At 53.8% G+C, this 26,545-nt stretch carries 22 protein-coding genes, 1 tRNA gene and 2 pseudogenes; 20 read left to right on the forward strand and 5 right to left on the reverse strand.

Annotated elements, in window-relative coordinates; all coding sequences use genetic code 11:
* Positions 1-51: 51 nt before the first annotated feature.
* Positions 52-459: a ferric iron uptake transcriptional regulator gene (gene fur, locus Q8A57_RS06305; RefSeq protein WP_305170125.1), complete on the forward strand. Its 408-nt coding sequence runs from the start codon at positions 52-54 to the stop codon at positions 457-459.
* A gap of 27 nt (positions 460-486) precedes the next feature.
* Here the strand turns inward: fur and Q8A57_RS06310 are convergent, their stop codons facing one another.
* Entirely contained in the window at positions 487-1,704 is a 1,218-nt protein-coding gene (locus Q8A57_RS06310) for a GGDEF domain-containing protein (protein ID WP_305170126.1), read from the reverse strand.
* 160 nt (positions 1,705-1,864) lie between these two features.
* Between Q8A57_RS06310 and Q8A57_RS06315 the strand changes: the two genes are divergently transcribed.
* Positions 1,865-2,644 (forward strand): hypothetical protein, encoded by a 780-nt coding sequence (locus Q8A57_RS06315; RefSeq protein WP_305170127.1) that lies wholly within the window; start codon positions 1,865-1,867, stop codon positions 2,642-2,644.
* Here the strand turns inward: Q8A57_RS06315 and Q8A57_RS06320 are convergent.
* Together Q8A57_RS06320 and recN are read right to left on the reverse strand one after the other, a co-directional pair.
* Positions 2,641-3,018, reverse strand: a complete 378-nt coding sequence (locus tag Q8A57_RS06320; protein ID WP_305170128.1) for a hypothetical protein — start codon at positions 3,016-3,018, stop codon at positions 2,641-2,643. The genes Q8A57_RS06315 and Q8A57_RS06320 overlap by 4 nt on opposite strands.
* Positions 3,019-3,325: 307 nt before the next feature.
* Positions 3,326-5,008: a DNA repair protein RecN gene (gene recN, locus Q8A57_RS06325; protein ID WP_305170129.1), complete on the reverse strand. Its 1,683-nt coding sequence runs from the start codon at positions 5,006-5,008 to the stop codon at positions 3,326-3,328.
* Between the two features lie 135 nt (positions 5,009-5,143).
* On the opposite strand from recN, the gene grpE reads away from it, so the two are divergent.
* The 8 genes from grpE to Q8A57_RS06365 all read left to right on the forward strand — a co-directional run bounded on the left by grpE (position 5,144) and on the right by Q8A57_RS06365 (position 16,220).
* The gene (gene grpE / locus Q8A57_RS06330; RefSeq protein WP_305170130.1) at positions 5,144-5,737 is read left to right on the forward strand and encodes a nucleotide exchange factor GrpE; all 594 of its coding nucleotides are present in this window, start codon (positions 5,144-5,146) and stop codon (positions 5,735-5,737) included.
* A 76-nt stretch (positions 5,738-5,813) separates the two neighbouring features.
* Positions 5,814-7,745: a molecular chaperone DnaK gene (gene dnaK, locus Q8A57_RS06335; RefSeq protein WP_305170131.1), complete on the forward strand. Its 1,932-nt coding sequence runs from the start codon at positions 5,814-5,816 to the stop codon at positions 7,743-7,745.
* A gap of 161 nt (positions 7,746-7,906) precedes the next feature.
* The gene (gene dnaJ / locus Q8A57_RS06340) at positions 7,907-9,046 is read left to right on the forward strand and encodes a molecular chaperone DnaJ (RefSeq protein ID WP_305170132.1); all 1,140 of its coding nucleotides are present in this window, start codon (positions 7,907-7,909) and stop codon (positions 9,044-9,046) included.
* Between the two features lie 35 nt (positions 9,047-9,081).
* Positions 9,082-9,885, forward strand: a complete 804-nt coding sequence (gene dapB, locus Q8A57_RS06345; protein WP_305170133.1) for a 4-hydroxy-tetrahydrodipicolinate reductase — start codon at positions 9,082-9,084, stop codon at positions 9,883-9,885.
* A gap of 279 nt (positions 9,886-10,164) precedes the next feature.
* Positions 10,165-11,310: a glutamine-hydrolyzing carbamoyl-phosphate synthase small subunit gene (carA, locus tag Q8A57_RS06350; protein ID WP_305170134.1), complete on the forward strand. Its 1,146-nt coding sequence runs from the start codon at positions 10,165-10,167 to the stop codon at positions 11,308-11,310.
* A 98-nt stretch (positions 11,311-11,408) separates the two neighbouring features.
* Positions 11,409-14,627, forward strand: a complete 3,219-nt coding sequence (carB, locus tag Q8A57_RS06355; protein ID WP_305170135.1) for a carbamoyl-phosphate synthase large subunit — start codon at positions 11,409-11,411, stop codon at positions 14,625-14,627.
* Complete coding sequence (gene greA, locus Q8A57_RS06360) at positions 14,627-15,103, forward strand: transcription elongation factor GreA (protein ID WP_305170136.1); 477 nt, start codon at positions 14,627-14,629, stop codon at positions 15,101-15,103. The genes carB and greA overlap by 1 nt, the downstream gene beginning before the upstream one ends.
* Before the next feature lie 217 nt (positions 15,104-15,320).
* Positions 15,321-16,220: an alpha/beta hydrolase gene (locus Q8A57_RS06365; protein ID WP_305170137.1), complete on the forward strand. Its 900-nt coding sequence runs from the start codon at positions 15,321-15,323 to the stop codon at positions 16,218-16,220.
* Positions 16,221-16,277: 57 nt separating this feature from the next.
* Here the strand turns inward: Q8A57_RS06365 and yhbY are convergent, their stop codons facing one another.
* On the reverse strand, positions 16,278-16,580 hold the full coding sequence (yhbY, locus tag Q8A57_RS06370) for a ribosome assembly RNA-binding protein YhbY (RefSeq protein ID WP_305170138.1): 303 nt from the start codon (positions 16,578-16,580) through the stop codon (positions 16,278-16,280).
* Positions 16,581-16,636: 56 nt separating this feature from the next.
* Between yhbY and rlmE the strand changes: the two genes are divergently transcribed.
* The 10 genes and pseudogenes from rlmE to Q8A57_RS11125 all read left to right on the forward strand — a co-directional run.
* Positions 16,637-17,254, forward strand: coding sequence for a 23S rRNA (uridine(2552)-2'-O)-methyltransferase RlmE (rlmE, locus tag Q8A57_RS06375; protein WP_305170139.1), 618 nt, complete (start codon positions 16,637-16,639; stop codon positions 17,252-17,254).
* 104 nt (positions 17,255-17,358) lie between these two features.
* Positions 17,359-19,269: an ATP-dependent zinc metalloprotease FtsH gene (gene ftsH / locus Q8A57_RS06380; RefSeq protein ID WP_305170168.1), complete on the forward strand. Its 1,911-nt coding sequence runs from the start codon at positions 17,359-17,361 to the stop codon at positions 19,267-19,269.
* A 107-nt stretch (positions 19,270-19,376) separates the two neighbouring features.
* Positions 19,377-20,213 carry a dihydropteroate synthase gene (folP, locus tag Q8A57_RS06385; RefSeq protein WP_305170140.1) on the forward strand — a complete coding sequence of 279 codons (837 nt, stop codon included), beginning with the start codon at positions 19,377-19,379 and terminating at the stop codon, positions 20,211-20,213.
* Between the two features lie 2 nt (positions 20,214-20,215).
* Positions 20,216-21,556 (forward strand): phosphoglucosamine mutase, encoded by a 1,341-nt coding sequence (glmM, locus tag Q8A57_RS06390; protein WP_305170141.1) that lies wholly within the window; start codon positions 20,216-20,218, stop codon positions 21,554-21,556.
* Positions 21,557-21,682: 126 nt separating this feature from the next.
* Positions 21,683-22,408: a triose-phosphate isomerase gene (gene tpiA / locus Q8A57_RS06395; RefSeq protein ID WP_305170142.1), complete on the forward strand. Its 726-nt coding sequence runs from the start codon at positions 21,683-21,685 to the stop codon at positions 22,406-22,408.
* 20 nt (positions 22,409-22,428) lie between these two features.
* On the forward strand, positions 22,429-22,809 hold the full coding sequence (gene secG / locus Q8A57_RS06400) for a preprotein translocase subunit SecG (protein ID WP_305170143.1): 381 nt from the start codon (positions 22,429-22,431) through the stop codon (positions 22,807-22,809).
* A 12-nt stretch (positions 22,810-22,821) separates the two neighbouring features.
* Positions 22,822-22,906, forward strand: a tRNA-Leu gene (locus Q8A57_RS06405).
* 164 nt (positions 22,907-23,070) lie between these two features.
* Positions 23,071-24,300, forward strand: coding sequence for a tyrosine-type recombinase/integrase (locus Q8A57_RS06410; protein ID WP_305170144.1), 1,230 nt, complete (start codon positions 23,071-23,073; stop codon positions 24,298-24,300).
* A 34-nt stretch (positions 24,301-24,334) separates the two neighbouring features.
* On the forward strand, positions 24,335-24,982 hold the full coding sequence (locus Q8A57_RS06415; protein WP_305170145.1) for a hypothetical protein: 648 nt from the start codon (positions 24,335-24,337) through the stop codon (positions 24,980-24,982).
* Positions 24,983-25,146: 164 nt separating this feature from the next.
* Positions 25,147-25,290 (forward strand): annotated as a pseudogene (locus Q8A57_RS11125) (helix-turn-helix transcriptional regulator); the annotation flags it as partial.
* A gap of 34 nt (positions 25,291-25,324) precedes the next feature.
* On the opposite strand, the pseudogene Q8A57_RS06420 reads toward Q8A57_RS11125, so the two are convergent.
* Positions 25,325-26,480, reverse strand: a pseudogene (locus Q8A57_RS06420) (IS3 family transposase).
* Between the last annotated feature and the right edge of the window lie 65 nt (positions 26,481-26,545).

Below are 26,545 nucleotides of genomic sequence, written 5' to 3' on the forward strand. Positions count from 1 at the left end.
GAAGGGCGATAATACCGAATCCATCCAGTGTATAGAAGGGGCGTTAGGGGAATGAACGATGAAAACCGTGAATTGCGAAAGGCCGGGCTGAAAGTTACGGTTCCACGCCTGAAAATCTTGCAACTCCTCGAAGATAGTGGCGAGCGCCACATGAGCGCGGAAGACGTTTATCGCAAGATGATGGAAACCGGGGACGATGTCAGCATCGCCACCGTTTACCGGGTTTTAACCCAGTTTGAAAGCGCGGGTCTGATCACCCGTCACAACTTTGATAACGGTCCAGCAGTTTATGAAATGGACCGTGGTGAGCACCACGATCACATGGTGAATGTGGATACCGGCAAAGTGGTTGAGTTCCACAGTGATGAGATTGAGGCCTTGCAGAAAGCGATCGCGGAAAAAAATGGCTACGAGTTGGTGGGACATAACCTGGTGCTGTACGTTCGTCCCAAGCAGTAATTGCTTTCTGACTGCCAGTAGTCTTCTTTAACAGGTTTTGATCTGATTTCTGCCGCCTTCCTTGGCGCGATACATGGCGCTGTCGGAAGCTTTCATCACGCCTTCAAAGTGCAAGGCATCCTGTGAATCGGCCACGCCCATGCTGACGGTGACCCGTATGTTGCAGTCACGTCGGGAGGCTCCACGTTTTTTCTCGCCACTTTTCTTGCTGCGGGGGCGGCTTTGCTTGTCTCGGGCCGTCATGTCGTAATCGGCGATATTTCTGCGCAGGTCCTCGAGGAAATCCAGTACCTGGTCAGTGTGCCGGCCCCTAAATAGCACGCAAAATTCCTCGCCGCCAAAGCGGTAAGCCTTGCCGCCACCGGAAACCCTACGTAATTTCGTTGCGACGGCCTTCAATACCTGATCGCCGACATCGTGCCCGTAGTTGTCATTGATTTTTTTGAAATGATCCACGTCTACCATGGCCAGTGCATAGGTGCTGCCCATGCTGCGCACATCACGCAGCAATGCCCGTCGGTTGGGGATCTGGGTGAGTTCATCCCGGTAAACCATGTTCAGCAGGCTGTGGGTCTGGTTGATAATCAGCAGCAGCCCCGCTGCTGAAAACATGATCGAGGATATCTGCGGGATGCCGAACCAGCCGAGGGTGATAAAGCTGAACAGAACACAGCTGGGCATGCTGGTGTCGAGTTGTTCCTTATGCAGAATGGGTAACGCAACGCCCAGGGTAAATGCGAGGAAAAACAACAGTCCGGACAGCGAGGAAATTTTAAGGTTAAGCAGGTCTGGATCGCCCGCGCTTGGCATCAGCGTGTCAAACCACAGTGGTTGCCATTGGAACAGGCTGATTACGATTAGCACGAAGATGGAAATAAACGCGATCAGCACCAGGAATCCCGGGTGGCGCCAGCCGGTGTCGGGCAGAATGATGAACAGTCCCAGCAGCACCGGCAGGCACAGGGAAGTGAGAGCAAATATCTGTCCGGCGGGCTCGGTGCTGAGGGGTTCCTGCATAAAGACAGTGATCAGCCAGTAACCCAGCAGCATGGTACCGGCGCCGCCCAGATCCCGGGAGCGATTGGCCAGAATCGCCATGAAGGCCGCCAGTCCGCAGACGATAAATGGCAATTGGGTCAGTAGGGAAATCTGTTCCGCATCCAGGTGGGGCAGCTGCCAGTAGGTCAGCATTGCCAGCACTAGACAGAACAGTGGAGGGAGAAGGCGAACCAGGGATTGTGTCATAACTCGCTGTATCTGAACGCCTTCGATAAGGAATCCACTACAGTCTAAGGGGTTGGCAGGGTGGCGTAAATATACACTATGAGCCAATCCGCTATTTTGTGCCCAGTGGCGATTAATGGTTAAGTATCTGAGCGATGTATTCAGTAAGCAGGAGTCTGGAGTGAAAAGGTTGTTGAAACCGGTGTTGTGGTTATGGCTCGCGGGTGCTTCCCTGCCGGGCTGGGCCGATGAAGCCTGTTTGCTGTTGGCAGAAACCTACTATGAGCAGATTTTCTGCGAGCTGAAGGCGCTGGGGCAAGGAGGGAAATTGCCCGCTTTTTATGACTTCCGACGCAATGATGAAATGACACAGGCGTTACTGCTCAAACGACCTGCGGCAAAGGTAGGTGTTGGTCTTGCGATGCCAGTGCGGCAAAAAACAGAAATGCCGGCACCGCAAAAGGCCGAACAATTCATGTCCACCGTTCAGGGTGGTGCCTGTCTTCTGGAAGGGATATCCCTCCATTGCGGCGACAGTCACTATCGGTTAGTGGCAAACAAGGGGAATGACCAGCTGCCCCCGGGGGTTCTGGGTGACGCTAACCGCATGGGGATTCCTGACCTGCCTGGTCGGATGAACGGGGGGCAGCAGCTGGACTACCTGCGTTTGTCCTACCGGCAGTACCTGTCGAAGATGCTGGAAATCGGTCTGGGTGGATCGACGTTCTCATTTCGCAAGTTCGTTTATCTGTATGAAGACGTGACCAGTCGCGGCCTGGACTTCAGGCAACGGTTTGAAACCATGTTCGGGTTTCTGAAAAAAGATAAACGGAATATGTCAGTGAGCGAACGACTGCCGGATATCGGCAATTTGGAAGCGGCCTCTTGTGAGCCCCTGGATGAGCGCTTGGCAGCTTGCGATGGCGGCTACAAAAATCTCGTCTTTATAGCCGCTGACTAGTCGATTCGGTCGGCGGGGCCATGCTCAATGACCCGTGAGGGTTTTGCCGTCAACACACGACAGGCGGTGAGTATATTGATCAGCGACTGTCCCAGGTGCTGCTCTGCCATGGCCAGTTCGCGGCCGACAATCATTTCCCGTTCCTGGCTGCTGAGGTTGGCTGGGTCGCAACCCAGTTGCTGGTCGATGCGTGACATCAGTTGTGCCATCAGCACTTGTGCCTCCTCGCGGGATTGATACATCTCGAAAGGGGCATTTTTCATCATGGTAGGCAGGTCACGTATGGCCTGAAAGGTGGCTTTGGTATTGCGTACCGCCAGCCTTGCGGGAAGCATGGAGAGACTAAAGCTCGCGGAGAAAAATTCAGAAATCATCAAATGAACCCATAGAAAGACTCAGGGCTTTCAGGGTAACCCAGTGATTTCTTTACGTCGAGCTTGGAGGCGGTAAATGGGGGAAGAGATGGGACCCTGCCGACGAGTTTGGTCGTCAGCAGGGTGTAAATGGGCTAGGCGATGGTAGATGCCACGGCAATCAGCACAAACATCACGCCAATTCCCATCAACATCAATTTGCCGACTCTACCCAAGGTTGCAGTATCTTCTGCTAGCATCTTATTTTCCTCCTGATAGTTGGAGGCGAAAGCATAAAATTCTCTTCGAGGGGCAGTATTGACTCAGATCAACTGGATGGATTGGCCAGAGTCAGCAGCTCCCTGGCGTGGTCGCGACTGGTGTCAGTGATGGAGGCGCCGCCCAGCATGCGGGCGATCTCCTCAATTCGTTCAGATTCTCCAAGGGGTTGAATATCGCTGTGTGCGGTGTTCGTGCCGGTCTGTTTGCTGACAAGGAGTTGGTGGTGAGCACAAGCAGCTACCTGAGGTTGGTGGGTAACACAGATAACCTGGCCGCGGTTGCCCAGTTCCCTCAGCAGTTCCCCCACTACACTGGCGGTGGCACCGCCAATACCGACATCCACCTCATCAAATACCAGTGTTGGAATAGTGGCATGGCGGGCGGCGATCACCTGAATGGCCAGGCTGATACGGGACAGCTCGCCACCGGAAGCAATTTTTGACAGGGGTTTGGGTTCTGCCCCTGGATTGGTGGCGATAAGAAACTCCACACTTTCCAAGCCATGGGCTGAAGGTTTTTCAGGATTTCCAGGGCGAAGTTCCACCACGAAGCGGGCACCTTTCATGGATAGGGAGGCGAACTGTTGCTCCACTTGGCTGGAAAGTAGTTTGGCGGCTTCTGCACGTTGTTGGCTCAGGGCTTGTGCCATTTTTTGGTACTGAGCCAGTAGCTGATCGACCTGCCCTTGCAAGGTTTCCAGGCTCTCTGCGCCGCCGGTCAGTTCATCCAGTTCATGTTGCAGGTCATTTTGCTTTTCCGTCAGCTGCTCGGCCTGAATGCGGTGCTTGCGGGCCAGTTGATAGATGGCGCTGAGGCGGTCCTCAATGGTCTGCAGCTGTTCGGGGTCCAGTTCAAAGCTATCCAGGTGATGTTGAACTTCCCGGCCTGCTTCCTCGACTTCAATCAGCGCACTGTTCAGCAGTTTTTCTGCTTCGAGTAACCCTTGGGGCTTGTTTGGCATCGCGCTCAACAGCTGTACAGCACGGTTCAGCCCATCCTGAAGGTTGAAATTATCTCCCTCCCGGCATAATTCGATCAGGGTGTGACTGTCTTTCAGAATGGATTCGGCATTGGCCAAGAGCTGCTGTTGTTCCTCAAGTTGGGCCAGTTCGCCCTCAGCCAGACCCAGTTCTTCAAATTCCTGGAGCTGAAACTGTATCAATGCCTTGCGGGCGTCCAGCTCATCGCTGGCATTGGTGAGCTGTTGCAGCTGCTGGTTGAGGCGACTCCACTGTTGCTGACAGTTACGCACAGACGCAGCCAGATCGCTGCTGCCGGCGAAGGCGTCCAGAATCTGGCGATGACTTTCCTTGCGCAATAGGGACTGATGCTCGTGCTGACTGTGAATGTCGATCAGCATTTCGCCCAGCTCTCGCAGCTGTTGCATCGTCACCGGCTGACCATTGATGTAGCCCCGAGAGCGGCCTTCCCGAGTGATCACCCGCCGCAACAGGCATTCATCGTTGTCATTGGCGAAATCATTGTCCGTCAGCCATTGATGGGTCTGGGGGGCTTGCGAAATATCAAACAGGGCAGTTACTTCTGCCCGTTCCTGGCCTTCCCGAATGCGGTCGGTGTCCGCTCTATCTCCAAGGGCCATGGACAGTGCATCCAGCAGCAAGGATTTGCCGGCGCCGGTCTCCCCGGTCAATGCGGACATGCCAGCGCTGAAATCCACTTCCAGAGATTCCACCAGGGTGAAATTGTTGACGCTGAGGCTGGTGAGCAAGGGGCTGTTCCGAGTCAGTGTTGCGATTTGTGCGAAGGCTAATGGTATACAGAATTTTTAAGTGCGTCTGCCCTTGAAACTAGTTGTTAAGACCCAATATAGCCGGTGAACCAAAGTCCAGAGGGGGATCGTTGCGTGTCGACGGAAAAGCATAATTCGCAGGAACCGGAACAACAGCAGCCGGAGGCGGAACAGACTACCGAAACTCAGCCGGAGGAATCTCAGGCTGAAGAAAGCCAGGAGCTGAGCGTGGAGCAGGTGTTGGCCGATTTGGCCGAGGCAAAGGACCACGTTTTACGCACCCAGGCGGAGATGCAGAACCTGCGTCGCCGTATGGAACGGGATGTTGAAAACGCTCACAAATATGCACTGGAGAAGTTCGTGGGTGAGCTCCTGCCAGTGGTAGATAACCTGGAGCGGGCCATCAGCGCCATTGATGTCAGCAATGAAGAATTCAAGGCGGTGGGAGAAGGCATCGAGCTGACACTTAAGAGTTTTCTGGACGTACTCGGGCGTTTCAAGGTCGACACACTTGACCCAAAGGGCGAGGCATTTGACCCCGAGCTGCACCAGGCTATGAGCATACTGGAAATGCAGGAAGTGAAGCCCAACACCGTGGTAGATGTGTTCCAGAAAGGCTACACCCTGAACGGGCGCCTGGTGCGCCCCGCAATGGTCGTGGTGTCCAAAGCTGCTACCGCGCAAGCAAATACCGATGGTGAGGGTTGAAATCCCGAAAAGCGGGCCAATATACACAACCAGAAGCCAATTATTAATAGATTGATTTAACCCGGAGATTCAGAAAATGGGCAAGATTATCGGCATTGACCTCGGCACCACCAACTCCTGTGTGGCTGTTCTTGAGGGCGATAAACCGAAAGTCATCGAAAATGCTGAAGGAACGCGCACCACGCCTTCCATCGTGGCCTTTACCGATGATAACGAAGTATTGGTGGGTCAGTCCGCCAAGCGTCAAGCTGTCACCAACCCGAGCAACACCCTGTTTGCGGTGAAGCGGTTGATTGGTCGTCGCTTCGAAGATGATGTGGTGCAGAAAGACATCAAGATGGTGCCCTACAAAATCACCAAGGCCGACAACGGTGATGCCTGGGTTGAAGTGAAGGGCGATAAGAAAGCGCCGCCGCAGATCTCTGCCGAAGTGCTGAAGAAAATGAAGAAGACCGCGGAAGATTACCTGGGTGAAAAAGTCACCGAGGCCGTTATTACCGTGCCGGCTTACTTCAACGATTCCCAGCGTCAGGCGACCAAGGATGCCGGTAAGATTGCCGGTCTCGAAGTCAAACGGATTATCAATGAGCCGACGGCTGCAGCCCTGGCCTACGGTATGGACAAGGGCGCGGGCGATCGCGTTATCGCTGTCTATGACCTGGGTGGTGGTACCTTCGATATTTCCATCATTGAAATTGCCGATGTGGATGGAGAGCACCAGTTTGAAGTGCTGTCGACCAATGGTGACACCTTCCTCGGTGGTGAAGATTTCGACCTGCGCCTGATCGAATACTTGGCCGCAGAGTTCAAGAAAGAGAGCAGCATTGATCTGCACAATGACCCGCTGGCTCTGCAGCGACTCAAAGAGGCCGCAGAAAAAGCCAAGATCGAGCTGTCTTCCAGCCAGCAGACCGAGGTAAATCTGCCCTATATCACAGCAGATGCCACTGGTCCGAAGCACCTGGTAGTGAAACTGACCCGCGCCAAGCTGGAGTCCCTGGTTGAAGAGCTGGTGTCCCGCTCCATGGAGCCGGTCAAAATGGCTCTGAAAGATGCGGGCAAATCTGCTTCAGATATTGAAGACGTGATTCTGGTCGGTGGTCAGACACGCATGCCACTGGTACAGAAATACGTATCCGAATTTTTTGGCAAGGAACCACGTAAAGATGTAAACCCTGATGAGGCGGTGGCTGTAGGTGCTGCGATTCAGGCCGCGGTTCTGTCCGGTGATGTCAAAGACGTGCTGCTGCTGGATGTGACCCCGCTGACTCTGGGTATTGAAACCATGGGCGGTGTGGCGACCCCGCTGATCGAGAAGAACACCACGATTCCTACCAAGAAATCACAAATCTTCTCCACGGCAGATGACAACCAGACCGCGGTAACTGTCCACGTGGTTCAGGGTGAGCGCAAGCAGGCGGCGGGTAACAAGTCCCTGGGTCGTTTTGACCTGGCGGATATTCCCCCGGCACCTCGCGGTATGCCCCAGATTGAAGTGACCTTCGATATTGATGCCAACGGTATTCTCAACGTTAGCGCCAAAGACAAGGCCACCGGCAAGGAGCAGTCCATCGTGATCAAGGCTTCTTCCGGCCTGTCCGATGAAGAAATTGAAAACATGGTCAAGGATGCGGAGGCCAATGCCGCCGAAGACAAGAAGTTTGAAGAGCTGGTACAGGCTCGCAACGCTGCCGATGGTCTGGCCCACGCGGCCAAGAAGACCCTCGAGGAAGCCGGTGACAAAGCCAGTGCCGAGGAAAAAGAAGCCATCGAATCTGCTATCAAGGAAGTGGAAGAGGCGGTGAAGGGTGACGACAAGGAAGCCATGGATGCGGCAGCTAACAAGTTGTCTGAAGCCTCTGCCAACCTGGCGCAGAAGCTGTATGCAGAGCAGGCAGAAGCTGCCCAGGCCGGCGCGGCTGACGAGGGTGCTGCCGCAGCCGGTGGCAACCAGGACGACGCGCTTGATGCCGAGTTCGAGGAAGTGAAGGAAGACGACAAGAAGTAAGGGATTTCCCTGATTGTCGTTACCGGCCTTCCAGCCGGAAGCAGGCGCGGGTCATGCCCGCGCCTTGCTGCGTCTGACAGGAAATGATTTTGCAGGATGCACGGATTAGTTTGATACGCTGCCCGCTGGGCAGTTAACCCGACAACAGAAGTTGATACGCCATGGCCAAACGCGATTTTTACGAGATTCTCGGTGTAGCCAAAAGTGCCTCTGCGGAGGAGATCAAAAAAGCCTACCGCCGCATAGCGATGAAGAATCACCCGGACCGCAATCCTGACAACAAAGAGGCCGAGGACATCTTTAAAGAGGCGACGGAAGCCTACGAAGTGCTTTCTGACAAGGAAAAGAAAGCAGCCTACGACCAGTACGGCCACGCGGGTGTAGATCCCAATAGCGGTTTTGGTGGCGGCCCCGGTGGCGCGGGCTTCGGTGATTTTGGCGATATTTTCGGCGATGTGTTCGGCGATATTTTTGGTCAAGGTGGTCGTGGCCGGGGTGGCCGCGGCGGTCCGCGCCGTGGTTCTGACCTGCGTTACGACCTGGACCTGGACCTTGAGGATGCCGTCAGGGGCAAAACCATCCAGATCAAGGTGCCGACGCTGGTGGCCTGTAAGCCTTGTGACGGTTCCGGTGCCAAGAAAGGTAGCACTCCAACGACCTGTTCCACCTGTGGTGGGCATGGTCAGGTGCGCATGTCCCAGGGCTTTATTGCGGTTCAGCAAACTTGTCCCACCTGTCGTGGTCGCGGTCAGGTTATCAGTGACCCTTGTAGCACCTGTCATGGACAGGGTCGGGTGCACGATACCAAGACGTTATCCGTCAAGGTTCCTGCCGGTGTTGATACCGGTGATCGCATTCGTTTGGCCGGTGAAGGTGAAGCTGGACCCGAAGGTGGGCCTGCCGGTGATCTGTACGTTCAGGTCCGCGTCAGGGAGCATGCCCTGTTCCGTCGTGAAGGTCGCGATTTAAACTGCGAAGTGCCGATCAGTATTGTCGATGCCGCTTTGGGGGGTGAAATTGAAGTGCCGACGCTGGATGGTCGGGTGAAGTTGAAAATTCCGGCGGAGACCCAGACCGGAAGATTGTTCAGGCTCCGTGGTAAAGGCGTCACCAGCGTTCGTGGTGGAGGTCAGGGTGATCTTTTGTGCCGTGTTATTCTGGAAACCCCGGTCAACCTCAATGCGGAACAGAAGGAGCTGCTGGGTAAATTGCAGGAGAGCCTTGAGGGCGGCAAACATTCGCCCCGCAAAACATCCTGGTTTGAAGGTGTAAAGAAATTCTTTGATGGCTTCGCGCTGTAGTGCGATTCACGTCTGAAAAATAACGAGAATACCCTATGACACGAATTGCAGTGACCGGTGCGGCCGGTCGTATGGGGAAAACCCTGATAGAAGCGGTAACCCTGAACCCCGACACACAGTTGACAGTGGCCATCGAGCGGCCGGAGAGCACACTCATCGGTGCTGACGCTGGAGAGCTGGCAGGTATCGGCAAGCTCAATGTGCCGGTGGTTGGCGATATAACCCAGGTACTGGATCAGTTCGATGTCCTGATTGATTTCACGGCGCCGCTGGCAACACTGGCCAATGCCGAGGCCTGTGCGGCTGCCGGCAAAAAAATGGTGGTCGGTACCACCGGGTTCACCCCGGAACAAAAGCAGCAGTTGCTGTCGACAGCCGATACTACCGGCCTGTGTATAGCGTCCAATTTCAGCACCGGGGTCAACCTCTGTTTCAAATTACTGGAAATGGCGGCCAAAGTGCTTGGCGACGATGTGGATATTGAAGTTTACGAGGCCCATCACCGTCACAAGGTGGATGCCCCTTCGGGTACCGCCCTTAGCATGGGTGAAGTGGTGGCCAAAACTCTGGGTCGCGATCTGTCCGAGGTGGCTGTTTACGGCCGGGAAGGGCAGACCGGCGCCAGGGAGCGTCAGACCATTGGTTTTGCTACGGTCCGCGCCGGCGATATCGTCGGCGATCACACGGTGATGTTTGCGGCAGATGGTGAACGTGTGGAGATTACCCACAAGGCTTCCAGCCGCATGTCCTTTGCCCGCGGGGCTGTGCGGGCCGCCGCCTGGCTGCAGGGGCAGGAAAAAGGCCTTTACGATATGCAGGATGTGCTCGGTCTGAAGTGAGGACATGTCTGTGAGAACAGCCAATTATTTGCCCCGGACGGCATGATATCGGCTGGACAGGTCGGGGTGCTTGCCCTAGAATGCGCCGTTAGTTTCCGCAGACAAAGCAAGTCCTGTAATCAGCGGTGAGGGACGCGGTTGAAGAATTATAAAGCGAGGTGAGACGTGCGGTTTCATCTCGCTTTTTTACAGCCTGGCGTTAGCTAAACTGCACCGGATTGTTGCTGAAGGAAATGAGCTGTCACTGTAATAATTCCCTTTAAGGTTGAGGAGGTTACTTTGAATACCGATAGCCATCGGTCCGCTATTCTCGCGCTTGAGGATGGCACTGTGTTTGAGGGTATCGCCATTGGCGCAGATGGGCTCTCAAGTGGTGAAGTGGTATTCAATACAGCACTGACGGGCTATCAGGAAATCCTCACTGATCCCTCCTATGCGCGCCAGATCGTTACCCTGACTTATCCGCATATCGGCAATGTCGGCGTTAACAGCGAAGACTGTGAGTCTGAACGCATCTGGGCTGCGGGTCTGGTGATTCGTGACCTGCCGCTTCTTGTCAGTAATTTCCGCTCCGAGCAGGCGCTGGATGAATACCTGAAGGCGAACAATATTCTTGGTATCGCCGACATTGATACTCGTAAACTGACCCGTATCCTGCGTGAAAAAGGTGCCCAGAGTGGTTGCCTGATGGCAGGTCGTGTCGATCGTGACGAAGCGCTGGCTGCAGCGCGTGCCTTTTCCGGTCTGAAAGGCATGGATCTGGCCCAGGAAGTTACCACCGATAAATCCTACACCTGGTCCGAGGGTAGCTGGCAGTTGGGTGCTGGATTTACTGCGCCGGAAAACAAGCCCTATAACGTGGTGGCCTATGATTTCGGCGCCAAGCACAACATCTTGCGCATGCTGGTGGACCGTGGTGCCAACCTCACGGTAGTGCCTGCCAAAACTCCTGCGGCAGACGTGCTGGCCATGAATCCCGATGGTATTTTTCTGTCCAATGGACCGGGGGATCCGGAGCCCTGCGATTACGCCATACAGGCGATTCGCGAGTTTTTGGAAACCGACATCCCGGTTTTTGGCATTTGTTTGGGGCACCAGTTGCTGGCCCTTGCCAGTGGCGCCAAGACTGTGAAAATGAAATTTGGCCATCACGGCGCCAACCATCCGGTGAAAGATCTGGATAACGGTACGGTGATGATCACCAGCCAGAATCACGGATTTGCCGTGGATGAGGCGACCCTGCCGGCCAATCTCCGCGCGACCCACAGTTCACTGTTTGACGGCTCGCTGCAGGGGATTCACCGCACGGACAAGCCGGCATTCAGTTTCCAGGGTCACCCGGAAGCCAGTCCCGGCCCCCATGATGCAGCACCGCTGTTTGACCACTTTTTCGAATTGATTGAGGCGCGCGGCCAGGCCAGCTGAACCTGGCTCTATTCCGTGCGCGGTGTCTGTAATGGCACCGAATAACACCTGCTGACAGGTACCAAGTTAACGGCTACGGCCTAAACTGACGACGACTTATGCCAAAAAGAACCGATATCAAAAGTATCCTGATCCTCGGCGCCGGTCCCATTGTCATCGGACAGGCCTGCGAGTTTGACTACTCTGGCGCCCAGGCCTGTAAAGCCCTGCGTGAAGAGGGTTACCGGGTGATCCTGGTGAACTCCAACCCCGCCACCATCATGACCGATCCGGCCATGGCCGATGCCACCTATATCGAACCGGTGGAATGGCGCACTGTGGCGAAGATTATCGAGCAGGAGCGCCCGGATGCTCTGCTGCCCACCATGGGCGGACAGACAGCCCTAAACTGTGCGCTCGATCTGGCCCGCGAAGGGGTGCTGGAAGAATTCGGCGTCGACATGATCGGCGCCGACTCCGATGCCATCGACAAGGCGGAAGATCGCGACCGCTTTGACAAAGCCATGAAAGCCATCGGCCTGGAAACCCCCAATGCGGTGATTGTGCACAGTCTGGAAGAGGCTCTGCAGGTACCAGATCGTTTCGGTTACCCCTGTATTATTCGTCCATCCTTTACCATGGGTGGCTCCGGTGGTGGCATCGCCTACAACCGCGAGGAATTTGTGGAAATCTGCCGTCGCGGTCTGGATTTGTCGCCCACCAACGAGTTGTTGATCGACGAATCGCTGATCGGCTGGAAAGAATATGAAATGGAGGTGGTGCGAGACAAAAACGACAATTGCATCATCATCTGTTCCATCGAGAACTTCGATCCCATGGGGGTGCACACCGGTGATTCCATCACTGTGGCACCGGCCCAGACACTGACGGACAAGGAATACCAGATTATGCGCAACGCCTCCATCGCGGTGCTGCGTGAGATTGGAGTGGAAACCGGCGGTTCCAACGTGCAGTTTGCCGTGAACCCCAAAGATGGCCGACTGGTGGTGATCGAGATGAACCCCCGGGTTTCCCGCTCATCCGCCCTGGCGTCGAAAGCTACCGGCTTCCCCATTGCCAAGGTGGCGGCCAAGCTGGCGGTGGGTTATACGCTGGATGAATTGCAGAACGACATTACTGGCGGTGCTACGCCTGCGTCTTTCGAGCCCAGCATCGACTACGTGGTCACCAAGATTCCGCGTTTTGCCTTTGAGAAATTCAACCAGGCCAACGCCAAACTCACCACCCAGATGAAATCGGTGGGAGAGGTGATGGCCATCGGTCGCACTTTCCAGGAGTCCCTACAGAAAGCCCTGCGTGGCCTTGAAGTAGGCTCTGCCGGCTTTGAACCGAAGGTGGATGCTTCCACCGAAGAGGGCATGGCCGAACTGCTCGAGCAGCTCAGCAACCCCGGTGCCGAGCGCATCTGGTATGTGGGTGATGCTTTCCGTGCCGGGATGACGGTGGATGAGGTATTTGCACACTCCGCTATTGATCGCTGGTTCCTGGTTCAGATCGAAGATCTGATCAAGCAGGAGCAGGCTCTGCAGGGCAATTCTCTGACGGCGTTGGATGAGAAAAAACTGTTCAGGCTGAAGCGCAAGGGCTTTTCCGATAAACGACTGGCGGTATTGCTGGAGACGTCGGAAGCCGCAGTGCGCAAGCACCGTCACAGCCTCGGTATTCACCCGGTCTACAAGCGGGTTGATACCTGTGCAGCGGAATTTGCGACGGCTACTGCCTACATGTACTCAACCTATGAGGAAGAGTGTGAGTCACAGCCCTCAGGGCGTGACAAAATCCTGGTCCTGGGCGGTGGTCCCAACCGTATCGGTCAGGGTATTGAATTCGATTACTGCTGTGTTCATGCGGCGCTGGCCATGCGTGAAGATGGTTACGAGACCATTATGGTCAACTGTAACCCCGAGACCGTTTCCACCGATTACGACACCTCTGACCGGCTGTATTTCGAGCCCGTTACCCTTGAGGATGTGCTGGAAATCGTCCGCCTGGAGAAACCCAAGGGCGTCATCGTTCAGTTTGGTGGCCAGACGCCGTTAAAACTGGCCCGTGCCCTGGAAGCCGAAGGTGTGCCGATTGTTGGTACCACCCCGGATGCGATTGACCGGGCGGAAGACCGTGAACGCTTCCAGCAGATGATTCACAAGCTGGACTTGCTGCAACCACCCAACGCCATTGTCCGTTCCAGTGAAGAAGCGATAGGTGCAGCGGCAGGTATCGGTTATCCGCTGGTGGTCAGACCATCCTACGTACTGGGTGGCCGGGCCATGGAAATCGTCTACCGTGAGGAAGAGTTACTACGCTACATGCGTGATGCCGTGCAGGTTTCAGAAGATGCACCGGTGTTGCTGGATTACTTCCTGTCTTCGGCCATTGAAGTCGATATCGACGCGGTCAGTGACGGCGAAAATGTGGTGATTGGTGCCATCATGCAACATATTGAGCAGGCGGGAATTCACTCCGGTGACTCCGCTTGTGCCCTGCCGCCGTACAGTCTGCCGGAAGATGTGCAGAACGACATGCGCGACGTGGTTAAGGCCATGGCGGTAGAGCTCAACGTGAAGGGTCTGATGAACGTTCAGCTTGCCTGGCAGGATGGCAAGATCTATGTAATCGAAGTGAATCCCCGGGCATCACGTACTGTACCGTTTGTGTCCAAATGTATTGGTACATCCCTGGCAAAAATTGCGGCACGTTGCATGGTGGGCATGTCCCTCCTGGATCAGAACTTTACCCGCGAAATTATTCCGGCCTATTTCAGCGTGAAAGAGGCAGTGTTACCGTTCAACAAATTCCCGGGTATCGACCCGATTCTCGGCCCCGAGATGAAGTCCACCGGGGAAGTAATGGGGGTTGGCGATACCTTTGCCGAGGCCTATGCCAAGGCAGAACTGGGTGCCAGTGACCCGATTCCCACATCGGGCACGGCGTTCCTCAGCGTACGCGATCCGGACAAGCCCGGCATTGCTAGTGTCGCCCAGGGGCTAATCAACTGTGGCTTCAAAATTGTGGCCACAGGCGGCACAGCTCAGCTGATTGAGGATGCCGGATTGCCGGTGGAGCGGGTGATGAAGGTCAAACAGGGTCGTCCGCATATTGTGGATATGATCAAAAACGACCAGATTGACCTGATTGTGAATACCACTGAGGGTCGTCAGGCGATTGCCGACTCATCCACCATTCGCTCCAGCGCGGAACAACACGGCGTGTATTACACAACCACGCTGGCTGGCGGTCAGGCGGTGTGCATGGCCCTGGCTCAAGCGGGTGAAATAAAAGTGAGACGATTGCAGGAACTGCATAAGAGGAATGTCTGATGCAAAAAATTCCCATGACGGTTGAGGGTGCGGAAAAGCTCCGCAAGGAGCTCGACAATCTCAAGAAAGTGGAACGCCCGCGTATCGTGGCGGCAATCGCCGAGGCCCGAGAACACGGTGACCTGAAAGAAAATGCTGAATACCATGCAGCCCGTGAGCAGCAGAGTTTTGCCGAGGGTCGTATTCAGGAGATTGAGGGCAAACTGGGTAATGCGCAGATCATTGATGTCACCAAGATGCCCGCCGGGGATAAGGTGATCTTTGGTTCCACTGTGAACATTATCAACCTGGATAACGACGAAACCGTGACCTACAAGATTGTTGGTGACGATGAATCGGATGTGAAATCCAACAAGATTTCCTACCAGTCTCCCATCGCCAGGGCGCTGATTGGCAAGGAAATTGGCGATATTGTTGTGGTCAGAACGCCGTCCGGCGACGTGGAATACGAAATAGATGATGTGAAGCACCTTTAAGTGCCAGTTGTTTATTCAAGTGATTGTTGACGATCACCGCAAAGGGGCTGAAAAGCCCCTTTTTTTATGTTTGTCTTTCGCCAGCGCGGCTGAGTAACAGGGTTTGTCCGGTTTTTTCTTGCAAGCGTGTTGCTGGTGACGGAGTTGTGCGCCTTGTCGACGCCAATATTACTTTCTGCCAGTATGTGCCCTCAAAATAAAAACAGGGGGCATTTACATGCGCAAGGATATCGAGTTCAAAACCGAAGATGGGGTGACGCTACGGGGTTGGCACTATGTGCCGGAGGGTGCCCAGGGGCCAGTGCCAACCATCGTCATGGCCCATGGTTTTTCGGCCGTAAAAGAAATGTATCTCGACCGCTTTGCGGAAGCATTTGCCGAAGTCGGCCTGGCGTCCGTTGTGTTCGACAACCGCAACTTCGGGGCCAGTGATGGCGAGCCCCGTTATGAAATTGATCCCTGGCAGCAGGTTCGCGATTACCGCGATGCTATTACCTACGCCGAAACCCTGCCGGAAACCGATGCCCAGCGGATCGGTATCTGGGGGTCAAGTTACAGCGGCGGGCACGTTATGGTGGTGGGCGCACTGGATCGCCGGGTGAAGTGTGTGGTTTCCCAGGTGCCGCTGGCCAGTGGCCATCGCAACGTGCGCAGGCTGATTCGCTCTGATTACCTTGCCTCGGTACAGGCCATGTTCGATGAAGACCGTCGAGCACGAATGAACGGCGCGGCCCCGGCCATGATTCCTGTGGTAGCCGAGGACCCGGCGGCGCCTTCGGCACTGCCCACCCCGGACAGCTGGACCTGGTTCACCGAGACCGGAAAAACCCGTGCACCCTCGTGGCATAACGAGGTGACATTGCGTTCCGTGGAAATGTTCACCGAATATGAACCTATCAGTTATGCCCGCTATATCAGCCCGACGCCGTTTATGATGATTGTGGCGCTGGATGATGTGCTGACGGTCTCCGACCTGGCCCTTGAGGCTTACGAAGAGGCACTTGGTCCAAAACGGCTGGTGACTCTATCAGGGGGACATTTCGATGCCTATGTGAATGACTTCGAAGCGGCCTCAGGACCAGCGCAGGAATGGTTTCTACAGCACCTGGGCAAATAGCCCAGGTGCGCAACCATTTGCGGGTTAGTGAAGGGGCAGTGTGGCTGCGGGTATGGATTACCGCAGCAGGTTGGACAGGTGGGCGTTAGGTTTTTCTGAGCGGCGCAACAGCAGCACGATGTGGCCGATGGACTGTACGGCCTCGGCATGGAGCTTTTCGGTGATTTCGGCAATCACTTGCTGTTTGGCTTCTTTGCCGCCAACCGCCAGTTTTACCTTGATCAACTCGTGATCGTTCAGGGCTCGATCAATCTCGGCGAGAACGGATTCGCTGAGACCATTGCCAGCCACGGTCACTACCGGATTGAGATTATGGCCCAGTCGGCGCAGATGCTTTTTGTCCTCGTTGGAAAGTGTCATAGAATAGCTGTCCTGTTTAACGGCGCGTATTCTAGCCGAACTGCTATCAGGTTGATATGGGACGCTCAAAAAGCAGCCACCGCTGGCTGCAGGAACACAACAAAGATCACTACGTGAAGCGCTCCCAGCAGGAGGGCTATCGCTCCCGTGCCAGCTATAAGTTGCTGGAACTTCAGGAAAAAGATCGCCTTTTTAAGCCCGGCATGACCGTTGTTGACCTCGGTTCTGCACCCGGAGGCTGGTCCCAGGTGGCGGTTAAACTGGTGGGTGATAAAGGGCGAGTAGTCGCTTCGGACATACTGCCCATGGACAGTATTGCCGGTGTGGACTTCGTGCAGGGCGATTTCACCGAGGAAGCCGTGTTTGAAGAAATTCTGCAATTGCTGGACGATGGGCAGGCAGACCTTGTAATTTCAGACATGGCCCCCAATATGAGTGGTATGAAAGCGGTGGATCAGCCACGGGCCATGTATCTGGTAGAGTTAGCGCTTGATTTAGCGTCTCAGGTTTTGAAACCTGAGGGCGTTTTTGTTGCCAAAGTATTCCACGGCGAGGGTTTTGACAGCTTTCTACAGGAGGTTAAAAGCCGTTTTCAGCGGGTGGTAACCCGCAAACCCGATGCTTCCCGGTCCCGTTCGCGGGAAGTTTATCTGGTGGCCCGTGGTCTAAAGTAACAGTAAAAGAGTATTAGTTAGCGGGGGCCATTCAGAAGTGGTCCCCTGTGTTGCTGCACGATGGATGTCGTCAGCATTAATGTGAGGAAGTTTAGTTGAACGATATGGCCAAAAATCTAGTGTTGTGGCTGATTATCGCGGCGGTATTGCTGTCGGTATTCCAGAATTTTAGTCCCCCCGCCAAAGAGGATGAGATCAGTTACTCCTCTTTCATTGAAGAGGTGCAGACAGGTCGGATCACCAATGTAGAGATCCAGGGTCTGACTATCGAGGGCAAGCGCGCCGACGGTAGTAGCTTCAAGACCATTCGCCCCAATGTCCCGGACTCCGGGCTGATGGGCGACCTGCTCAACAACAACGTCACCGTTCAGGGACGTGAGCCGGAACAGCAGAGCCTGTGGACGCAACTGCTGGTGGCATCGTTCCCGATTTTGCTGATCCTGGCCATCTTCATGTTCTTCATGCGTCAGATGCAGGGTGGCGGTGGTGGCCGTGGTGGTCCCATGGCCTTTGGCAAGAGCAAGGCGCGCCTGTTGGGTGAAGACCAGATCAAAACCACGTTTGCCGATGTGGCCGGTGTGGATGAAGCCAAGGAAGACGTCCACGAACTGGTGGACTTCCTGCGCGATCCCTCACGCTTCCAGCGCCTAGGTGGCCGTATTCCCCAGGGCGTGCTGATGGTGGGTCCACCCGGTACCGGTAAAACCCTGCTGGCCAAGGCCATTGCTGGCGAAGCCAAGGTCCCATTTTTCTCCATTTCCGGTTCCGACTTTGTGGAAATGTTCGTTGGTGTGGGCGCTTCCCGGGTGCGCGACATGTTCGAGCAGGCCAAGAAGCAGGCTCCCTGTATTATCTTTATCGATGAGATTGATGCAGTGGGTCGTCACCGCGGTGGCGGTTACGGCGGCGGTCACGACGAGCGCGAGCAGACCCTGAACCAGTTGCTGGTGGAAATGGACGGTTTCGAGGGCAACGAAGGCATTATTGTCATCGCCGCCACCAACCGCCCCGATGTACTCGATAAGGCGCTGCTGCGCCCCGGCCGTTTTGACCGCCAGGTCTTTGTCGGCCTGCCAGATATTCGCGGTCGCGAGCAGATCCTGAAAGTACACGTGCGCAAGGTGCCCCTGGATGAGCACGTTGATCTGGGTATTATCGCCCGCGGAACTCCCGGTTTTTCCGGGGCCGACCTCGCCAATCTGGTGAACGAGGCCTCCCTGTTCGCAGCGCGTGCCAACAAGCGGATTGTGACCACGGAAGAGTTCGAAAAAGCCCGCGACAAAATTATGATGGGTGCCGAGCGGCGCTCCATGGTGATGTCGGAGAAGGAAAAGGAAAATACTGCCTACCATGAGGCCGGTCACGCTATTGTCGGTCGCATGATGCCGGAGCACGACCCGATTCATAAGGTGAGTATTATTCCCCGTGGCCGGGCTCTGGGTGTCACCCAGTTCCTGCCGGAAGAAGATAAGTACAGTATGAGCCGTCGTCAGCTGTCCAGCCAGTTGTGCAGTTTGTTTGGTGGGCGTATTGCCGAGGAGCTGATTCACGGAGCCGATGGGGTAACTACCGGGGCATCCAACGATATTGAGCGCGCCACCCAAATGGCTCGCAATATGGTGGTTCGCTGGGGTCTATCGGATTCCATGGGTCCGGTGCTGTACGGCCAGGAAGAGTCCCAGGTGCCTGGTACCGGCAATACCACCTATTCGGAAGATACCGCTCGGGAAATCGATATTGAGGTGCGTCGTGTTCTGGATGAGAGTTACGACCGTGCCAAGAAAATCCTTGAAGACAATATCGACGTGCTGCATGCCATGAAAGATGCCCTGATGGAGTACGAAACCATCGACTCCGATCAGGTGGATGATCTGATGGCCCGCAAGCCAGTACGTCCTCCACGCGACTGGCACGACCAGGGTTTCGGTGGTCGACCCGGCCCCGATGGCGGCGAAACCGATAGCGGTGATGCCGATGATGTCGGCACCGTAGGTGGTCCTGCCAACGAGCATTAAACAGTTCCCCGGCCAGTCTCTGGCCGGGGGCTTTTGTGCAATTCTGAAAGCTGTTTTTCCATGTTGAGATTCATCCCTGGCTTTGCCTTCAATCAGAGCTCTAGCTGATGCAGCTGGGGCGCTACCTGCTGGATCTCTCAACCCCCCGAATTATGGGCGTGTTGAATACCACTCCCGATTCTTTTTCCGATGGTGGTGCCGTTCATGGCCGTGATGGTCATCTGGATATGTCCAGGGTCCTGCGGCGGGTAGAGGCCATGGTTGAGGAAGGAGCAGATATTATCGATGTGGGTGGCGAGTCCACCCGCCCGGGCGCTGCCTCCGTTACAGTGGCAGAGGAATTACAGCGGGTAGTGCCGGTGGTCGAGGTGATAACAGCACGTTTCGATGTGCCGGTTTCTGTAGATACCAGTACCCCTGAGGTTATGACCGCCGCCGCAGAGGCGGGGGCCAGCCTGATCAACGATGTGCGGGCGCTGCGACGTCCCGGGGCATTACAGGCAGCCGCTGAAACCGGCTTGCCCGTGTGCCTGATGCATATGTCCGGCGAGCCGGATAGCATGCAGCAACGTCCGGAATATGAAGATGTTGTGCAGGAGGTCAAAGACTTTCTGGCTGAGCGTGTGGCAACCTGTGAGGCTGCCGGAATCGGGCGAGATAAACTGCTGTTGGACCCGGGCTTCGGATTTGGCAAAACCCTGCAACATAACCTGGACTTGTTCCGGGGTTTGGGGGAGTTACAACAGTTGGGAATGCCTCTGTTAGTGGGCGTCTCCCGAAAATCGATGATTGGTGCGCTGCTGGACAAACCAGTTGAGCAACGCATGGTAGGCAGTGTGGCCATGGCGATGCTGGCCGCGCAACAGGGCGTCAGCATTGTGCGGGTGCACGACGTATCGGCTACGGCTGACGCATTGAAAATAATGACAGCGATCGAGAGATAGACATGGGAAGAAAATTTTTCGGTACAGATGGTATTCGTGGCAGAGTGGGTGTTCACCCGATCACCGCTGATTTTGTCCTGAAACTGGGCTGGGCCGCGGGGAAGGTCTTCAGCGAGCAGACCCAGGGCCGCAAACTGATTGTGATGGGCAAGGACACCCGCGTCTCCGGCTATATGTTTGAATCGGCCCTACAGGCGGGGTTGATTGCCGGGGGGGTGGATGTAGCCCTTCTCGGCCCCATGCCGACGCCAGCCATTGCCTACTTGACCCGCACCTTCCGTGCCCAGGCGGGTATTGTTATCAGTGCCTCGCACAATCCTTATTACGATAACGGCATCAAATTCTTCGGTGGTGATGGCTTCAAGTTGCCCGATGAAGTGGAGCTGGCCATCGAACAATACTTGCAAAATGACATCGTCACCGAAGAGTCCAGCAAACTGGGCAAGGCGCATCGGGTCCCTGATGCGGTAGGACGTTACATTGAATTCTGTAAGGGCACCCTGCCAGCGGGAAGCAACCTGCAAGGCTTGAAACTGGTGGTGGATTGCGCCAATGGCGCCACCTACCATACCGCGCCGAGTGTATTCCGCGAACTGGGTGCTGAAGTGGTGGAAATGGCGGTCAACCCCGACGGCTTCAATATCAACGAAAACTGCGGCTCGACCAAACCGGCATTATTGCAGGAAGCTGTGACCAGCCAAGGTGCCGATATGGGCATTGCCTTCGACGGTGATGGCGACCGTGTGTTGTTCGTCGATCACAAGGGCCATATGGTGGATGGTGACGAATTGTTGTTCGTCATTGCCAAGCATCGCCACCAACAGGGCGAATGCAGTGGTGTGGCGGGTACCTTGATGAGCAACTTCGGCATGGAAATCTCGCTTAAAGAGCTGGGTATTCCGTTCTTCCGCGCCAAGGTGGGTGACCGCTACGTGATCGAAGCCATGCGCGAACGCAAATGGCAGTTAGGGGGCGAAAGTTCTGGCCACATCATCTGTAGCGACCTGACTACCACCGGCGATGCAGTGGTAGCAGCTTTGCAGGTGCTCTATGCCATGCGCGATACCGACACCTCGCTGAACGATCTGAAAAAGGGCATGAAAAAATTCCCGCAAAAGATGATCAATGTGCGCATCAAGCAGAACTTCAAACTGGAAAATTTCCCCCGCATACAAGAGGCCGTGGCAGAAGCTGAGCAGACCCTGGGCGATAGAGGACGGGTGCTATTGCGTCCCTCCGGTACCGAGCCGCTGGTGCGTGTAATGGTGGAGGGAGAAGACGCCAAACTGGTGGATGAACTGGTGACCCGTGTGGCGGAAGTGGTGACACACGAAGTCGGTTGATTGCAGGTTGGTTTGAAAGCCGAAGAATGGCGTATTTGGCCCTTTGTAATCGAACCTTGATCAGTTGTAGTTTGGCGGTAACTTCGTTAATATTGCGCCCCTTTTCAGGGCCGGGAAAACCTTAATATGCGTCGTCCCCTGGTAGCAGGCAACTGGAAAATGCACGGTTCTCGCGAATCGATTGCAGCGCTTCTGGCAGGCTTGCCGAAGCTTGGTGGAGTGGAAGTGGTGGTTTGTCCGCCCTACGTGTATCTCCCCGAGGTGATTGCGGCTCTGCATGACACCGACATTGGTGTCGGCGCACAGAACGTCTCTGAGCAGCAGCAGGGCGCCTATACCGGCGAAGTTAGTGCCGATATGTTGCGCGACATCGGTTGCCGTTACGCCATAGTTGGTCATTCCGAGCGGCGTACGCTCTACGGCGAGAACGACGAACAGGTGGCAGCCAAATTTATGGCGGCCCAGGCCGAAGGGCTAGTGCCCATACTCTGTGTCGGGGAAACTCTCGCGCAGCGTGAACAGGGTGAAACCCTGACAGTGATTAACAGCCAGCTGGATGCAGTGATTCAGGCAGCTGGTATAAAAGCGGTTTGCAGTGCGGTCATCGCCTACGAACCGGTTTGGGCCATAGGCACCGGCAAAACAGCCACTGCCGAACAGGCTCAGGAAGTACATCAGGCCATTCGCCAGCAGTTGGGCGCGAACGGCGAGGGCACCCGGGTGCTCTACGGCGGCAGTGTAAAAGCTGCCAATGCGGCGGAGCTGTTTGCTCAGCCGGATATCGACGGCGCTCTGGTGGGCGGAGCCTCACTGAACAGCGCCGAATTTGGCGAGATTTGTAAACTGGCCTAACCTCAAGGCGAAGCAGGCAAATGGAAAAACTGATATTGATTGTTCACCTGTTGACGGCTCTGTCCATTATTGGACTGATCCTGGTGCAACAGGGCAAGGGCGCAGAAGCCGGCGCATCATTTGGTTCCGGTGCCTCACAAACCGTATTTGGCAGTGCCGGTGGCTGGAACTTCTTCAGCAAGGTCACCGCCATCATGGCGACCGTATTTTTTGTCACCAGCTTTGCCCTGGCGGTAATGGCCAAGGATAACGCCAAAGTTGGCGACAAAGTGCTGCCTGAACTCGAGGCCGTACAAATGGAAATACTGGAAGAAGTCCAGGAATCGGACATTCCTTCCGTAGATGAAGATATACCCTCGGCACCTGTGGAAGACATTCCCGCTCCTGCAGGTACAGAGTAACAACCGTTAATTGCCCAAGTGGTGGAATTGGTAGACACGCTATCTTGAGGGGGTAGTGGCGTAAGCCGTGCCGGTTCAAGTCCGGCCTTGGGCACCATTTCAACATCCACAGAAGTTCAAGGATGTACATAAGACCCCGGTTTTCCGGGGTTTTTTGTGTCTGAACCATCCATTCCTGTCCATAGATGTCTGCTGGCATCTGGTGTTATCTGGTGCTACATTTGGTGCTATCTCGGTTCAATTTCTATTTGGTAGCACCAAATGCCTTTAACAGATGTGCAAGTTCGTCAAGCTAAAGCTAAGCTCAAAGACTATTGGCTGACTGATGAGAAGGGTCTGCGGCTGTTGGTTAAGCCGAATGGCTCTAAATACTGGCGGCTCAAATACCGCTTTCTTGATAAGCAAAAAACCCTTGCCATAGGCGTCTACCCTGCTGTCTCTCTTAAAGAAGCGCGCGAATCAACGATAGAGGCAAAGCGTCAGTTGGCTCAGGGTGTTGATCCTAGCCTCTTAAGGAAGAATGAGAAGCAAGGGGTGCGTATTAATGCACAGAACAGCTTCGCTTCATTAGCAAAGGAGTGGTGGGAGCATCAGAAAGGAACGTGGAAGCAAGATCACGCCAATCGCGTTTGGGGCCGGTTAGAGAATGACGTGCTTCCTTATCTCGGTAGTCAGCCAATTGCTGAGATACACCCTCAAGCCATTATCTCAGTAATCAGGAAAATTGAGAGTAGAGATGCGCTGGATGTGGCTGCCAGGGTTCTCCAAGACATTGGTCGTGTATGCCGCTATGCAGTTCAGACTGGCAGGCTGACACAAAGCCCGGCCACTGAACTGCAAGGCATACTTAAACGGCGAAAGACTAGCCACAGAGACTCACTGCCAAGAGAAGAGCTTCCTGGGTTCCTTAATGCACTGGATAAATATCATGAGCAGGGGCGACTTTTGACGCAATTGGCTATCCAGCTGCTGGTGCTGACCTTCGTCCGTTCGGGAGAGCTGCGGGGGGCTCGTTGGGAAGAGTTTAATTTTGAAACCAGAGTATGGCGAATTCCTGGCGATCGGATGAAAATGAACACAGATCACTTAGTTCCACTTTCATCTCAGGCCATAGATATTATTGAGCAGATTCAATTAGTCACTGGCCAGTATGACTTGGTTTTCCCCTCGGAAAGAAATCGTCATCAGTCAATGAGTGACAACACTATGCGCCGAGCTATCTTTAAGCTGGGCTACGATGGAAAAACAGCAGGTAAGAGCAAAGCTGTTCCTCATGGTTTTAGGGCTACGGCATCATCTATTCTGAATGAGGAGGGCTTTAATCCAGATGCAATTGAGCGGCAGTTGTCACATCAGGAGCGCAATGGGGTGAGAGCGGCATATACACATCATGCTCGCTACATGGATGATCGTATAACGATGATGCAGTGGTGGGCTGATTACCTTGATCAAATAAGATCTACCTCTCATAAAACCGCTTTAGATAAGTAGGCTTCTACAACATCTGGATCTGGCAGGGTGACCTATGAATAAAAAAGACCTAGATACTCTAAAAGCATTCCGTAAAGAATACCCGATCATAGTTGATAGCTGGCAGCCTGAAGCAGCTGATGACGAGGGATATACTTGGCCAAAGAGATGTCCTAAACATGAAGATATTGCAATGGATGCGAAAAGGTATCTTGATGATGATGCTTGCTTACCAACTGATGATATAGATGTTTTTGAACTCGTTAAGGAAGATGCTCTTGCTCTAATGAGGATAATAAACAAAGTCAAAGAAGCTAGGAAAGAAAAGAACCTGGACGATCTTGAAAAGTATTCTCACTTACTGGCATTAGGCTATAGAAATTCGTTCCTCTTTTGTGATGATAATGATGCCCTGATCAAGGTAGCGAAATATGAAAAAAAGTTCTCAAAGATTGCAAAGAATCTTGCAAAAGGGAGAGCAGCTGGAAGCAAGTCAAAAACAGAAAAAAAAGAGAGACTCCATAACCTGATTAGGCAAGAGTTGGATCAGCTTTATAGGCAGGGTCAAGGTTATAAAATGACCTACGAACAAATCGCTGATTTTCTCATTGAAAGGAAAATCTCCACTTATGCAAAAACCACTACCCTAAAACACGTGAAAAAGTATGCCCCGGAGATCAAAGCTCAATACAAAACTGTGTAACGAATTCAGATTTGAGTCAGTGGTGATTCAGGTTCTAGGCCAGAAAGGTAACTAAAAGGTACTTTTCAGGCCAGAGATGTACCTATAACATACTGTTTTATATAGATTTCTGCCTATTTCCAGACTGATAATTACTCCTACATTTTATCAACCAGGAGTACATTATGAGATATCTCACCATTAAAGATGTTTGTAACCGTATCGGTTTTAGCCGGTCATGGGTCTACAACAAACTTGGTCTTCGTCAATTCCCTACACCCTTCCACATTGGGTCATCCATTAGATGGCTTGAGAGCGATATTGAGCAGTGGATTCAAAATACATCTGAAAATAGTCAGGGTTCTACCCCGTTTTTACGGACGGTTTAATAAAGATTGAATCCTTAAATCTTGCTTAGCCACTCGGCGTCGCATCCTCGGATTATGAAACAATTCTATGTAATTAAAAACATCTGCCTTAGCAGCATCTCGAGTTGGATAACGTGTATGATTTAATCGTTCACGTTTGATCATTCCAAAAAAGCCCTCACAAGCCGCATTATCACCACAATGTCCAACTGCGCTCATTGAACTGACTATATTCTTCTCCTTCAAGAATCGTTGATAGACGTAGCTTCTAAACTGACTTCCACGATCTGAATGCAATATGACTTTATCGCTGGACTGTCTCTGCCAATGCGCCATCTCAACAGCCTTGAGTACCATGTGACGGTCCTGCCTATGGTGCATAGACCAACCAACAATTATCTTGTGATATAAATCCATGACGACACATAAGTACAATTTGCCCTCATCCGTTTTCATCTCAGTAATGTCAGTGACCCATTTGGTCTCTGGTTCTAGTGCTGAAAAATCACGGTTAAGATGATTTGCAACTGCAGGGGAGTACATCTGCACCTTGCCACGCATGCTGCGCTTCTTTCTTCTAGGCCAGCCTTGCAGTCCATTTGTGGCCATGATTCTAGCCACTCGATTTAAGCTAACAGACTCTCCATCATCCAATAAATCTTCATGCATTCTAGGCGCACCAATAATGCCTCGACTATCTTCATGAATATCTTCGATCTTGCTTAGTAGGCGCTTATTTTCAAGCTTAGTCTTACACAAGGGTCTTTTAGACCAGTCGTAATATCCACTAGGTGAAACACCTAAACAGCGGCACATAAGCCTGACAGGATATTGTCCGCAGCAACGTCGAATCGCCTGATACTTCAGCTCGATTCCCTGGCAAAGTACGTCGCCGCTTCGCGTAAAAAATCCCGCTCCTTTTTAACGCGAGATAGCTCTCTCTTGAGAGCTGCCATTTCTTGATCTCGAGGACTACCAGTTCCACTGAAAGCTTCTGAACCAGCTTCTTCTATCTGACTACGCCATCTAGAAAGCATGTTTTGGGCTATACCCAGTTCTCTAGCCACCTGAGCGCAAGTGACACCAGGTTGATTTAGCTGCTCGACTGCGCCCCGCTTAAACTCAGGGCTATATTTTCTACGTTTAGACATAACAAACACTCCTTAGCCATGATTATGGCCTTCTTTAAAGTGTCCGTAAATTCGGGGTAGAACCC

The organism is Porticoccus litoralis (assembly GCF_030676955.1).
GTDB classification, from domain to species: Bacteria; Pseudomonadota; Gammaproteobacteria; order Pseudomonadales; family Porticoccaceae; genus Porticoccus; species Porticoccus litoralis.